Below are 13,692 nucleotides of genomic sequence, written 5' to 3'. Positions count from 1 at the left end.
GACCCCATATGGCAACGCTTGTACTCGGCGCGGTTGGCTCCGCGATCGGTGGTTCCATCGGCGGCGGGCTGCTTGGCATAAGCGCCGTCACCATCGGCGGCTTTATCGGATCGAGCGTCGGGTCCTTGGTCGACAACTGGATCGTGTCCTCCCTCGCTCCCGCTCAACGCATCGAGGGCGCGCGCCTTGACGGCCTGCGGATCACCTCCTCGACCGAAGGGGCCGTGATCCCGCGCCTGTTCGGTCGGATGCGCATCGGCGGCAATATCATCTGGGCCACCGATTTCCGCGAGGAGACGAAGACCACGACCCAAGGTGGCGGCAAGGGTGGCGGGGGCGGCAAGGTCAAGACGACCGAATATTTGTACTACGCCTCCTTCGCCGTGGCGCTTTGCGAGGGCGAGATCACCGGCATTGGCCGCGTCTGGGCGGACGGCAAGCCCATGGATTTGACCGGCGTCAACTGGCGCTGGTATCCCGGCAACGAGACGCAGGGCCCGGACCCGTTCATTTCTGCCAAGATGGGCACGGACAGAACGCCTGCTTATCGCGGCACCGCCTATGTGGTGTTCGAAGAGCTCGACCTCAGCGCCTTCGGCAACCGTCTGCCGCAGATCAGTTTTGAAGTGTTCCGGCCACTGGCGGATCTGGACACTGCCGAGGGCCAGGTCAAAGCCGTGACCCTGATCCCGGCCTCTGGTGAGTTCAGCTATGCAACCGCATCGGTCAAGAAAACATCTGGCCCCGGCGGCAGCACCATTGCCGAGAACCTGAACGCCATTTCCGACACGGCAGACATCGTCGTGGCGCTGGACCGGCTGCAGTCCATGGCACCGGCGGTCGAAAGCGTGTCGCTGGTGGTGGCGTGGTTCGGCGATGACCTGCGCGCAGGCAATTGCAAGGTTCGCCCCGGCGTCGAGGTTGCGGCAAAGACCACCACGCCCTCTTCCTGGTCAGTTAACGGCGTCAGTCGTGCAACTGCCTTTCTCGTCAGCCGTGATGCCGAGGACCGACCTGTTTATGGCGGCACGCCTGCAGACTTCGCGGTGGTACAGGCAGTCAGGGAAATGAAGGCGCGCGGCCTGCGTGTGACCTTCTATCCGTTCATCCTGATGGATGTGCCGCCTGGCAACGCCCTGCCAAACCCATATTCCGACAATAGCGCGACTACTGGCCAGCCCAGCTTTCCATGGCGCGGTCGGATTACCTGTTCCCCGGCTGCGGGCTTTGCCGGATCAATCGATAAGACCGCCATGGCCACCGCGCAGGTTGCAGCCTTGTTCGGCACTGCGACGCCTGCCAACTTCAGCGTTTCCGGCGAAACCGTCACTTGGACCGGCCCGGTCGGTGAGTGGGGCTTGCGCCGCATGGTGCTGCACTACGCCCATCTTTGCAAAGCGGCGGGCGGCGTCGATGCCTTCCTGATTGGTACCGAGATGCCCGGTCTGACCACGATCCGCAGCGGGGCCGCGACCTATCCGGCGGTGCAGGCCTATCGCGATCTGGCTGCGGCCGTCCGTGCAATCCTCGGGCCGGGCACCAAGATCAGCTACGCAGCCGACTGGTCGGAGTATTTCGGCCACCAGCCCGGCGACGGTTCTGGCGATGTCTATTTCCACCTCGATCCGCTCTGGTCGGACGCGAACATCGATTTCATCGGCATCGACAACTACATGCCGCTGTCGGACTGGCGCGACGGGTTCGATCATTCTGATGCAGCACTGGCTCCGGCGATTTATGATCGGGGCTATCTTCAGTCGAACATCAACGGCGGCGAGGGGTTTGACTGGTTCTATGCCAGCGCCTTGGATCGAACGGCACAAAACCGCACGCCAATCAGCGATGGCGCAGCGGCCAAGCCATGGGTCTTCCGCTTCAAGGATATGCGGGCATGGTGGCAAAACCCGCATTTCAACCGACCCAGTGGTGTGGAAAGCGGCACGCCAACCGCATGGGTGCCGCAGTCAAAGCCGATCTGGTTCACCGAATTGGGCTGCCCCGCCATTGATCGCGGCACCAACCAGCCGAACGTCTTCTTCGATCCGAAGTCATCGGAGAGCTTCACGCCGTATTTCTCACGCGGCTGGCGCGACGATGCGATCCAGCGCGCCTATCTAGAGGCGACCTATCTGTTCTGGTCAGCACCAGCCAACAACCCGCTTTCGGGAGTGACCAGTACGCGGATGGTTCATGTGCCGGAATGCGCCGCATGGACCTGGGACGCGCGACCCTATCCGTTCTTTCCCGAACTGACGGACGTCTGGACCGATGGCCCGAATTGGCAACTCGGTCACTGGCTGACCGGGCGGCTTGGCGCGGTATCATTGGCAGCCCTTGTTCGCCACCTTTGCCTGCGCGCCGGAATGCCGGAATCTCATATCGACATTTCCGGGCTTTGGGGCGCGGTCGAGGGCTATGTCATCTCAGCATTGGAAGCCCCGCGCGCGTCGATTTCCACGCTTGCCCGGCATTTCGGCTTCGATGCGGTGGAGAGCGAAGGCCGCATCAAGTTCCTGATGCGCGGCCGGATCGCCGGTCTGACCATCACACCCGACAGCATGGTGGCCCCCGCCTCGGCACAGGGCGATGTGATGGAACTGACCCGCGCGCAGGAAACCGAACTGCCGCAGGCGCTGAAATGGCAGGTCGCCCGCGCGGATGAGGATTATGACGCGGCGCAAGTCGAGGCCCGGCGCATCACCGTCGATACCACACGCATCGCGTCCGAGGCGTTCCCGATGGCAGTGCCGCCAGAGGAAGCCGAACGCCGCTGCCGCCGCGCCTTGATGGAGGCTTGGGTCGGGCGCGAAACTGCCGTGTTTCGTCTGCCGCCCTCGCGATTAGCGCTGGATCCTTGCGATGTGATCCTGCTCGATCATGACGGCCGCCTGACCGAAATGCGGCTTGTGTCGATTGCGGATTCCGATCTGCGCAGCATCGATGCTGTCCGCCAAGACCGTGCCGTTTATGATCTGCCGCCCGGCGATCCTCGCCCAGCTTCGCTGTCGACGCCGACCGTATTCGGGGCACCTGACGTTCTTCTGCTGGATCTGCCACAGCTGCGCGAGGATCAACCTGCGCACCGGCCGGTCATTGCAGCCCATGCAAAGCCGTGGCCCGGCGAAATGGCCGTCTATCGCAGCGCCGCGACGGATGGGTTTGACCTGCTGACAACATTTGGCACTCGCGCCCGCATCGGTGTGTTGGCAGCGGACTTCTTTTCCGGACCAGTGTCGAGGTTCGATCTTGGCAATGCGCTGGTCATCGATCTGTTCTCAGGCACGCTGGAGAGTGTCACCGACATTGCCTTGCTGGGCGGGGCCAATGCGCTGGCGGTAGAAACTGGTCTCGGGCAATGGGAAATCGTCCAAGCGGGCGCGGCAGAACTGGTCGCGCCGGGGCGGTATCGCCTGACCCGGCTGCTGCGTGGCCAACGCGGGACGGAAAACGCAGTCGTCAGCGTCGTGCCCACTGGCGCGCGGGTTGTCGTGCTGGACACCACGCTGGCCTCACTACCGATTTCTGAGGCCGATCTCGGTCTGCCATGGAACTGGCGAGTCGGCCCGGCATCCCGCCCGGTCAGCGATGAAACCTTTGTCGCGGCCACATTCACGCCGGAGGGCGCTGGGCTGCGGCCCTTCTCGGGGTGCCATGTTCCACAGCCATGGCGAACAGCGCGCAGCCCCGGCGATCTGACGATCCGCTGGACGCGCCGGTCGCGGTCGCTGGCGGCCGACAACTGGGGTGCGGGCGATGTTCCTTTGGCAGAAGACAGTGAGGCCTATGAGGTCGATATTCTGGACGGGGCAACTCGTAAGAGAACCTTAGAAGTTGCCACACCCTCTGCCCTCTACACCGCCGCCCAGCAGACCGCCGATTGGGGCGCGCCCCTCGGCCCGGGCCAATCCATCGCAATTCGGATCTACCAACTCTCGGCCCTGGTCGGCCGGGGTGCCGTTCGATCCGTCACGCTCACCTTCTGAAAGCAGGACCATGTCCGACATCACCACCCATCTCCTGCTGCCATACATCCTGGCATCGCAGGCCCAAAAGCACGTCACCCACAATGAAGCGCTGCGGCTGCTCGATGCCATGGTCCAGCTGTCGGTCCTTGATCGCACGCGCACCACGCCGCCTGCCAGTCCCGCTGACGGTGATCGGCATATCGTGGCCAGTGGGGCCACCGGGCTGTGGGCCGGCTGGGATCTGAACGTGGCCTTCTGGGTCGACGGCGTCTGGATGCGCTTGGTACCGCGCCCGGGCTGGCTGGCTTGGATCGCGGATGAGGCTGCCTTTGTTGTCTGGAATGGCACCACCTGGGAGGCGGTCGGCGAACCGGTGGATGTGTCTGATGCCATCTTCAGTCTGGTGAACAATGCCGATCCAACGAAGAAGGCGACGTTTTCTTTGTCTGGCATCACCACCGGCACAACGCGGACGTTCACCCTGCCAAACACGTCATCGGAACTGGCAATCCTTGCAGGCACCCAAACGTTCAGCGGCAACAAGACCTTTTCCGGCACCCTGACGGCGTCGGGCACGGTGACGGTATCGGCAGCCGCGGCAAACATCGGCACGGCAACGACGACAGCAACCTATGGGATGGGAACCGGGACCACGACGACCGGGGTCACCAAGACGCTGAACCTCGGCACCGGCGGCGCATCGGGATCAACCACGGTCGTCAACATCGGCTCGGCCACCGCAGGGGCTGACGGGGCCACGGTGGTGAACACGCCGACCGTCACTTTCGCCAATGCCGTGACACAGGTCGGGATGCCGCAAGCAAACCTGACGGCGCAACTGCTGGGCCTCGGCGGGGCCACAGCTGACAGCTACAACCGCCTGTCGATCAACGCCCCGGCTATGCTGTTCAATAATGCAGGCGCGGGGATCGAGGCCACGTTCAACAAGAACGCCCCGGCCAACGATGCCGCCTTCGCGTTCAAGACCGGGTTTTCGGCGCGGGCGCTGATCGGGTTGCTGGGCAATGACGACTTCGGCTTCAAGGTCAGCCCGAACGGATCGACCTTTTTTGACGCCATCAGGATCGACCGCAGCTCGGGCCGGGTTGAACTGCCCGAACCCCTGCACATGCCGAGCCTGCCCGCCGCCCCGGACCCGCCGCCCGCAGGCAAGCTCGCCGTCTACGCCCGTGATCGCGCTGGGGCCGGATGGCTGGATGTGCAGCGCCCCTCGGGACGCTTCTTCCCCTTGCAGCCCCACTTCGGGGTCAACCGGATCGCGACATGGGCACCCTCAACCAGCACCACGGTCAACACCAATGGCATGCCCCGCACGGCCGTGGGTACCGTGGCGACGCCGACGCTGGCCACCACCAATCTTTCCACCAGCATGCGGCGCTGGCGGGTGACGAGCGCTGCGACGGCCGACGCGGTGGCCGAAGAACGATCCGCAGGCTGGGTATGCTGGCGCGGCAATGCCGATGGTTTGGGCGGATGGAACTACGTCAACCGGCTGTCCCTTACGACCCTGCAGGCCAATGGCATGGGGTTCTTCGGGCTTTACGGCTCGACTGCTGCGCTGGCCACCACGCTGACATTGGCGGCTGCGGTCAACTGCATCGGCATCGGCTTCCAGCGCGGCACCCATACCAACTGGCAGCTGGTGCACAACGATGGCACAGGCGCGCCGACGCTGACCGATCTGGGCGCCAGTTTCCCGGTGAACAGCCTGACCAATGTGCTGACGCTCTATATCGCCGCCGCGCCGAACGGATCCGACATCGGCGTCCGTGTGGTCGAGGAAGTCAGCGGTGCCGCCGTCGAATTCACCATCGCCACCGACATGCCCGCCGCCACCCAGCTTCTGAGCCCGCGCAATTACATGAACAACGGCGCAACGGCGGCGGCCGTCGCCTACGACTGCTCGGGTGTCTACGTCGAGACGGATTATTGAAGGGACATCATCATGACAGAACGAACCACCCTGCTACAGGAGGTTGGTGCCGCATTGCGCGACCACGGCATCACCGCAGCCATCACCGCCCTGATCGGCGGCACGATTGCCCTTCTGGCCGCCGTCACGCGCCGGGCGTTCACCAATGACGCGATGCTGGCACGACTGGACCGCGAACTTATGGCCGAGCGTGACCGCGTGGATCGGCAGCGCGCCGAAGACCGCAAGGGCGACGCCGACCGACTGGAGCGCATCGAGACAGATATCCGCGCCATGCGCGATCTGATGTTTGAAGCCTTCCAGCGCGGCCGCACCGACTGACCGTTACCTCATCCTGACCGACCAACCCACCCGCCCCTGAGGCGGGTTTTGCATTTCTGGAGCCCAATCATGCCGACCACGACCTTTGCCCATTTTCGCGACGTCCCCGAAAGCGCCTGGCGTTGGCCCAGCTTTTCGCCAGCCGAGATCGCCTGCCGCGGCACCGGTGCGATCAAGATCAACACCGAAGCCATGGACAAGCTGCAGAGCCTGCGCAATCGCCTCGGCAAACCGCTGATCGTCCGCTCGGGCTATCGCAGCCCCAGCCACAACCGCGCGGTCGGCGGGGCACCGGCTTCAAAGCACATGCTGGGCACCGCGTTCGATATCGCCATGTCGAACCACGATCCGGCCACTTTCGCCGAGGTCGCCCGCGCCGTGGGTTTTCTGGGCTTTGGCACTTATCCTCGGTCGGGTTTTATGCACATCGACCTCGGGCCCGCGCGCAGCTGGGGCGACCCCTTCGCCATTCGCGCAACACCCTTTGTGCCGGAGTTGGCTCCTGCCCGCGAAGTGCTAGCCGACAGCCGCACCCTAAAAGGCGGTGGGGCCGCAGGCATCGCGACCGTCGGTGCCGCAGGTGTTGAAGTCGCGCAGGACGTGCTGGCGGAAACCCAATCGGCCATCCTGCCGCTGATGCCCTACCTCGACACCCTTCGCTGGGTGTTCATCGCCGTGGCGTTGATCGGCATCGCCGTCGCCATCCACGCCCGCGTTGACGACTGGAAGAAGGGTCAGCGGTGATGGATTGTTTTGTCGCGATCCTCGCCAGCGGCCCGGCGCGCAAAGCGCTGGGCCTGCTTTTGGCGGCCACCACCATCGCTCTGTTCTTGCTGAACCTCCGCCGTGCCGGTGAACGAGCCGGGCGGTTGACCGAGCGACTTTCAACATCGGAGAGAACCCATGAAATCCAACGCCAGATGCTGGACGCCGCCAGCCGTCGCCCTCCTAATCGCGATGCTCTTGCTGAGCGGCTGCGCGACGGCCAATTCTGACGCACGCGCGCCATGTCCGCCCGTGGTGCTCTACAGCGTCACCGAACAGGCGCGCGCCGCATCCGAAGTGGCTGCCCTGCCAGAGAGCGCGGTCGTTGTCCGGATGCTAAGCGATTACGCCGTTCTGCGCGATCAGGTACGGGCGTGCATGTGACTGCCGGGCCGGGCGCCGAACCGACGAGAAATACAGGGCGTCTGGACAATTGGATGACCGACGTAGTGGGCAGTGAACTGCCGTTCGCTGCGATCTGCACGACTGGCCGCAGTGCGGACGGAGCTGCCGTTAACGCTATCGGGGCAAGGCCTGCTTCCGGCCGAGGCTGTGTGAAAACCCCCAGATATGGTATGCTTCCTACGATACGGGAGTGCATTTATGTCGGGTTTCATTGAAGGTGTTGATCGCGATCAGGTGACGCTGTTTCCGGATCGACTTGAGGACTGGATTGACGACGATCATCTGGTCCGGGTGGTGGATCTGTTTGTTGAACAGCTTAATCTGGCGGGCCTTGGCTTTGTGCGCGCGGCGCATGCGCGGACAGGGCGACCGGGATACCATCCGGCCATTCTTCTGAAGCTGTTCATCTATGGCTACCTCAACCGGATCCCGTCCAGCCGCAGGTTGGAGCGTGAGGCCGGGCGCAATGTCGAGGTGATGTGGCTGCTCGGGCGATTGGTGCCGGATCACAAGACGATTGCGGATTTCCGACGCGATAACGGTGCTGCTATCCGCAAGACCTGCGCGCAATTCGTCGAGCTGTGCCGCCGGATCGGCACGCTGAAGGGCGAATGCGTGGTGATCGATGGAAGCAAGTTCAAGGCTGTCAACAACCGCGACAAGAACTTCACCAAGGGCAAGATCGCCAGCCGTCTCGCGCATCTGGAGGCCGATGTCGAGCGCTATATCACCGAGATGGTGCGCATAGACCGGCAGGAGAAAGGCGAGGTGCGGGCGGAGAAGGTCACGCATCTGGCGCATCGATACGGGCGGCTCAAGCAGGAAATCGAGAAACTGAATGCCATGGACAAGGCCCTGGCCGATGCGCCGGACGGCCAGATTTCCCTGACTGATCCCGATGCCCGAGCGATGGCCACCAGCGCGCGTAACAGCGGGCTGGTGGGCTATAATGCGCAATGCGCAGTGGACACTGAAACCCACATCATCGTCACCCATGAAGTCACCAACAAGGGGTTCGACCGTGACCAGCTCAGCCCGATGGCGATGGCGGCCAAGGATACGCTTGGGCGCGACACGCTGCATGCCCTGGCCGACAAGGGCTATTACAGCGGTGTCGAGATTGCCGCCTGCGACAAGGCGGGCATTACGGTGACCATGCCGCGTCCGGAGACCTCGGGCAATCGCAAGAAGGGCATGTATGTGAAGGCTGACTTCAAATATGACGCCGACCGCGACGTCTATGTTTGCCCGACAGGCGATGAGCTGACCTACCGCTACACCCGTGAAGACGGGCTTCAGGTCCGACGATACTGGACCAACGAATGCCAGAACTGCCCCGTGAAATCACGCTGCACCACGGGCACGGAGCGCCGGGTCACCCGCTGGGAATACGAGCATCTGGTGGACGAGATGCGCGACCGTCTGCGCAGCGCCGATGATCCGATGACCCTGCGCCGCAGCACGGTCGAGCATCCTTTCGGGACGATCAAGGCCTGGATGGGCACCACCCATTTCCTGATGCGCCGTCTGAAAAACGTGCGCACCGAGATGGCGCTGAACGTGCTGGCCTACAACATCAAGCGCATGGTCGCATTGGTCGGGATCAAGGGGCTCATGGCGGCGATGCCCGCCTGAAAGAGGGGAAATCACTCCCCAAAACCGGTCAAACTGCCCTCATTGGCGCGATATCCGCGCCACCGGCGGGTTGCATGAACCCAAGCAAGCCAAAATGCCTGCTGCAAACCCATCACATCGCAAACTGCTCTGGGCGCGAGAGTTTCCACACAGCCTCGGCCCAAACCTGCCATCCGTGAGCAGCGCAGCGAACGGCTGGTCTCGACTTTCGATTGAATTGGATGAAACATCACAATTTTACTCGACCGTGGACCCGTGGGAGCGCCGAGAAATGGTCCAAAACCTCCTCTATAACGTCAAGGATTGCGGAGAAGGAGGCGAAATCAATGCTCGCTTGGTCTTTTGAAACCTTCTCAGCTAAGATGCGTTTTCCATAGTGCTTTTTCTTGTCGAACGTCTTCTCATCCGGGTTGAATATCTTTCCACCAAGAACTTGAGATACGACCGAGGAAGGAAGAAAGTCTTCTATCATGCTATCTTTTCCGCCGATCAGCTTAGGGGTCGGTACGACGTAAAGATTTTTGGTGACGTGATAAAATGTCTTTGTTCCATCAACGTTCTTCTTTGCGCCCGATGCAGTCTTGACTGCCCCCCAAAGACCATCTCTCGCCCCCTGATCATTATCGACCAAGAGGATAACGGGAGAAATGAATCCTCTGTCCGCCAAGCCATCTGTGCGACCCTTATATTTATAGATAAGTTGTTTAAGGTCCCCAGTGCCGCCATTGAGGTGCTGAACCGAACTTGGAACTCTCAATTTGTTTCCGATTTTTGGATACTGGAACAGCTTAATAGCCAAGCCGCTTGAAGACCCGGCATCTTGCAGTTTCGGCCGTGCGACTTTGCTACGCTTAATTGCGCACTGGATGTATATATTGTCGGTTACCCCCTCGCAAAGAACTACGGGCTGGGGAGAAGCCACAAAAGTTTTGTAATCAAGGAAGCGTCGATACTCCCTGTAGAAACCTGGTTCTTGGGGGCCTGTAGGTTTATTAAGTCTCCTGTAGTTAAACTCGGCACCCTTTACCCAGAAAATGTGACTAAGCATTCCTTGGAGTGCGGCCTCTGACACTACCACCTCGGTTTCCACACCTCCGATCTTAACTTTCTTAGAGCAAACGTCATCTTTAATGAAACTATGCAGCTGAGCTCGAACCTGCTTGTAGAGCTCGCGCTTGACGTTTACTTTTGTATTTACGACGAGTCCGGTTACGTCTTGTCGAGACCTTCTGAAAAGCATTCGAGTTTTATCAGGATTTACTTCAAAACCCGATCTTTTAACTTCAGAGCGAATCTTTTTAGATAACTCCCAGTCTCCAGATGGGCTACCATCATTACGATCTGCAGCAACGCCTTTCGGGAAGTCACTTTTATTTGTGGAGAACGTTATGTCGTCAGCATAGCGTGTGTAGGTGCATCTGTTCTTCGTGGCAACTCTCGAAAGTCTAATGTCCAGATGGTTGGCTACGAGGTTGGATATTACCGGAGATGTGGGCGCACCTTGAGGAAGAGCATTATTATGGCACGCCAATTGCGCAACTATAGTGGCTGCCTTCTCCTCCAGCAAGAAGTGCTTGTTCTTCATAAAAAAGCCACGCACTCTGCCAAAATTTATCGAGGGGAAGAAGTCCTTCAGGTCGAAATTCAGAACCCACTTTTTATCGACATGCCGGGAGCCATTCGTTGAGATTGACAGATGGCGCTTGAAACCATGAGATATAATGCAATTTTCGCCACTGGCTTGCTCCTTCTCAATTTCCATCAGGCAATCTTGCAGAACGTGTGCCAACCGACTTTGGACGAGTTTAAGCTCGGAAATCGGAGCAGATATCTTTCGAACGCCCTTCGTCGCCTTTGGGATTTCAAACTCCACATACTTCGACTTGTCTGGGATTTTATAGAGAATGTAGGATAACGTCTTGGGCTGATATCCGACGAGATAAGCAAGATCAGAGATGTTTTTGCACGATCTAAATCTGGATAGAGAATTCATATGACCCATCAAATATCTGTTTTGGTGAGCCCGTGGGCACTCTTAGGCAACCGAAGGGTCACATAAAATATGCTGAAGGAAACCCGAAAGGGCATATCCACCTGACGATGGTTTCATCCGTCGCGAACACACAACGGTAAAATCTGCCCACGCGCTCGGACTTAATCGTGCCACTTCAGTAGGAGGCGTGCAACCCATTATTGCGCATTGCTGCCTTTCAAGTGATGTGCAGCGAATGACGGCTTCCCGCCCTGAGTACCACAATGTGCATGCTGCAGCATAGGTCAATTTGGGCTCACTGCTGCCGTTAGCTGCGCCGTCCACGAAGGTCCGGTCTGGGGCCGAGACTGTCACCGGCCGCGCGCGCTGCTGCGCATGACCCAATCCGCACCGCCATAGGTGACAGCGTAAATCAGAACTTCCCTCTGGTCATCATCAACCACAAACGCGATCACGGCTTTCCGGCCTGCAGGGATGGCACTCAGACCAGGGGCGATTTCATCGCGGAGGCTTCCTTTGTGTGGTGTGGCCTTAAGCGTGGCGATGGCCGCTTCGATCTCGACCAGCTTTCGGGCGGCCGCATCGGGCCCGGCATAATCGAGGATCCAGCGCGCGATGGCATCAAGGTCACGCGCGACGAGAGGATGGAACCGGATGCGGAAATTCACACGCCCCGCGCTGTCCCGATCATGGCACGCGCAGCAGCAAACGCATCGTCCTGGTCGATAAACGCCGAACGCGGTGTTTCCTTCCGGGCGCGGATTTCCTGCGTGAGGGCTGCGAGGGCCACATCGCGTTCCTGCTCATCCTGCATCATCTGTTCCAATGCGGCCGCCACAGTAGCGCTCCGGGTCGCGAACACGCCCTGTCCCACCTTTTCCGTGAGGAAGTGGTGATGGCGGTCGGTAAAGCTGAGGGTGGCTTTGACGGTCATCTGCGCCTCCATGGTATGACTGGGTCATATACCAGCTGCGGGCGATGGCTCCAACGGTGGCGGATGCGACGCTGCTGCTGATCGTGCCCAAACCCAAAAAGCGCGATTTTTCAGGGGGGACTCGTCAAACGTTGACAAGGCGTTGACAAGAATTGGGCAAGCAAAAGCCCGACTGATTAGGTCGGGCTTTAAGCGTTTGAATTCATTTAGTAATTTGGTTGCGGGAGTAGGATTTGAACCTACGACCTTCAGGTTATGAGCCTGACGAGCTACCGGGCTGCTCCATCCCGCGCTGATTTGCGCTATATATTTGGTGCGCATTTTGTATCGTTATGAGAGAAATTTGTGTTTCTTGTCAGGTTTGGCGGTGACCTACTCTCCCACGTCTTAAGACGCAGTACCATTGGCGCGACGGCACTTAACTTCCGAGTTCGAGATGGGATCGGGTGTTTTGCTCGTGCTATAGCACCAAACCGGAGAAGAAACACCATCAGCTATCCAGAGGTCTGCTTTTGATTTGAAGCGAGGATTGTGCCTTGCTTTTTCTGGATCAAATCAAGCCTATCGAGCCATTAGTACCGGTCAACTGAACGCATTGCTGCGCTTACATCTCCGGCCTATCGACGTGGTGGTCTACCACGGCTCTCAAGGGAGATCTTGTTTGAAGGGGGCTTCCCGCTAGATGCCTTCAGCGGTTATCCTGTCCGTTCATAGCTACCCTGCACTGCGGCTGGCGCCACAACAGGTCCACCAGTGGAACGTTCACCCCGGTCCTCTCGTACTAGGGGCAACTCTTCTCAAATCTCCTACACCCACGGCAGATAGGGACCGAACTGTCTCACGACGTTCTAAACCCAGCTCACGTACCTCTTTAAAACGGCGAACAGCCGTACCCTTGGGACCTGCTCCAGCCCATGAGATGAGCCGACATCGAGGTGCCAAACGGTGCCGTCGATATGGACTCTTGGGCACCATCAGCCTGTTATCTCCGGCGTACCTTTTATCCGTTGAGCGATGGCCTCCCACTTGGGACCACCGGATCACTATGGACTTTCGTCTCTGCTCGACTTGTCAGTCTTGCAGTCAGGCTGGCTTCTGCCATTGCACTCAACGAGCGATTTCCGACGCTCTGAGCCAACCTTCGCGCGCCTCGTTACTTTTTAGGAGGCGACCGCCCCAGTCAAATACCCGCCACACAGGTCCCGGTCCGGATAACGGACCGCGGTTAGACATCAAGCAAGCAAGGGTGTATCTCAAGGGAGGCTCCATGGGAACTAGCGTCCCACTTCAAAGCCTACCACTATCCTGCACATGCTTGGCCTGATGCCAGTGTGAAGCTGTAGTAAAGGTGCACGGGTCTTTCGTCTAACCGCGGGAAGTCTGCATCTTGACAGACAATTCAATTTCGCTGAGTCCACATTGAGACAGCGGGAAGTCGTTACGCCATTCGTGCAGGTCGATTACACCGACAAGGAATTTCGCTACCTTAGGACCGTTATAGTTACGGCCGCCGTTTACTGGGCTTTCAATTCGGAGCTTGCACCCCTCTTTTAACCTTCACACCGGCAGGCGTCAGACCCTATACGTCGTCTTACGACTTCGCAGAGCCCTGTGTTTTTCGTAAACAGTCGCCACCCCCTGGTTTGTGCCCCCCGCCAAGACTTGCGTCCTGACGGGGCCTCCTTCTCGCGAACTTACGGAGGTATTTTGCGAGTTCTTA

General features: G+C 59.7%; 10 protein-coding genes, 1 tRNA gene and 2 rRNA genes (1 of these 13 cut by a window edge). 7 read left to right on the top strand and 6 right to left on the bottom strand.

Annotation, left to right across the window (positions count from 1 at the left end; translation table 11 throughout):
- Window positions 1-8 precede the first annotated feature (8 nt).
- The 7 genes from H9529_RS16465 to H9529_RS16440 all read left to right on the top strand — a co-directional run bounded on the left by H9529_RS16465 (window position 9) and on the right by H9529_RS16440 (window position 9,045).
- Window positions 9-3,983, top strand: a complete 3,975-nt coding sequence (locus H9529_RS16465) for a baseplate multidomain protein megatron (RefSeq protein ID WP_092892568.1) — start codon at window positions 9-11, stop codon at window positions 3,981-3,983.
- Between the two features lie 10 nt (window positions 3,984-3,993).
- Window positions 3,994-5,919 carry a DUF2793 domain-containing protein gene (locus H9529_RS16460; RefSeq protein WP_092892566.1) on the top strand — a complete coding sequence of 642 codons (1,926 nt, stop codon included), beginning with the start codon at window positions 3,994-3,996 and terminating at the stop codon, window positions 5,917-5,919.
- A 12-nt stretch (window positions 5,920-5,931) separates the two neighbouring features.
- Complete coding sequence (locus H9529_RS16455; RefSeq protein WP_019956304.1) at window positions 5,932-6,240, top strand: hypothetical protein; 309 nt, start codon at window positions 5,932-5,934, stop codon at window positions 6,238-6,240.
- A 69-nt stretch (window positions 6,241-6,309) separates the two neighbouring features.
- Window positions 6,310-6,984, top strand: coding sequence for a YcbK family protein (locus tag H9529_RS16450; RefSeq protein ID WP_092892564.1), 675 nt, complete (start codon window positions 6,310-6,312; stop codon window positions 6,982-6,984).
- On the top strand, window positions 6,984-7,235 hold the full coding sequence (locus H9529_RS20825) for a hypothetical protein (RefSeq protein WP_092892562.1): 252 nt from the start codon (window positions 6,984-6,986) through the stop codon (window positions 7,233-7,235). Before H9529_RS16450 ends, H9529_RS20825 begins: the two co-directional genes overlap by 1 nt.
- A gap of 22 nt (window positions 7,236-7,257) precedes the next feature.
- A complete protein-coding gene (locus tag H9529_RS21240) occupies window positions 7,258-7,389 on the top strand; it encodes a hypothetical protein (protein WP_317889631.1) in 132 nt (43 codons plus the stop codon).
- Window positions 7,390-7,608: 219 nt separating this feature from the next.
- The gene (locus H9529_RS16440) at window positions 7,609-9,045 is read left to right on the top strand and encodes an IS1182 family transposase (protein WP_190305642.1); all 1,437 of its coding nucleotides are present in this window, start codon (window positions 7,609-7,611) and stop codon (window positions 9,043-9,045) included.
- A 229-nt stretch (window positions 9,046-9,274) separates the two neighbouring features.
- On the opposite strand, the gene H9529_RS16435 is transcribed toward H9529_RS16440, so the two are convergent.
- From H9529_RS16435 to H9529_RS16410, 6 genes are all read right to left on the bottom strand, one after another.
- Window positions 9,275-11,038: a retron Ec67 family RNA-directed DNA polymerase/endonuclease gene (locus H9529_RS16435; protein ID WP_190305640.1), complete on the bottom strand. Its 1,764-nt coding sequence runs from the start codon at window positions 11,036-11,038 to the stop codon at window positions 9,275-9,277.
- 350 nt (window positions 11,039-11,388) lie between these two features.
- Complete coding sequence (locus H9529_RS16430; RefSeq protein ID WP_092892854.1) at window positions 11,389-11,706, bottom strand: type II toxin-antitoxin system RelE/ParE family toxin; 318 nt, start codon at window positions 11,704-11,706, stop codon at window positions 11,389-11,391.
- Window positions 11,703-11,972, bottom strand: coding sequence for a hypothetical protein (locus H9529_RS16425; protein WP_223814219.1), 270 nt, complete (start codon window positions 11,970-11,972; stop codon window positions 11,703-11,705). The genes H9529_RS16430 and H9529_RS16425 overlap by 4 nt, the downstream gene beginning before the upstream one ends.
- A 215-nt stretch (window positions 11,973-12,187) precedes the next feature.
- Window positions 12,188-12,264 (bottom strand) — tRNA-Met (locus tag H9529_RS16420).
- A gap of 67 nt (window positions 12,265-12,331) precedes the next feature.
- A 5S ribosomal RNA gene (gene rrf / locus H9529_RS16415) occupies window positions 12,332-12,445 on the bottom strand.
- Window positions 12,446-12,523: 78 nt separating this feature from the next.
- Window positions 12,524-13,692: ribosomal RNA gene (locus H9529_RS16410) — 23S ribosomal RNA — on the bottom strand (it continues 1,606 nt past the right edge of the window).

This window comes from Roseicitreum antarcticum (assembly GCF_014681765.1).
Classification (GTDB): domain Bacteria; phylum Pseudomonadota; class Alphaproteobacteria; order Rhodobacterales; family Rhodobacteraceae; genus Roseicitreum; species Roseicitreum antarcticum.
Note: the sequence above shows the minus strand (reverse complement) of the source record. Positions and strands in the feature narration are given on the sequence as shown.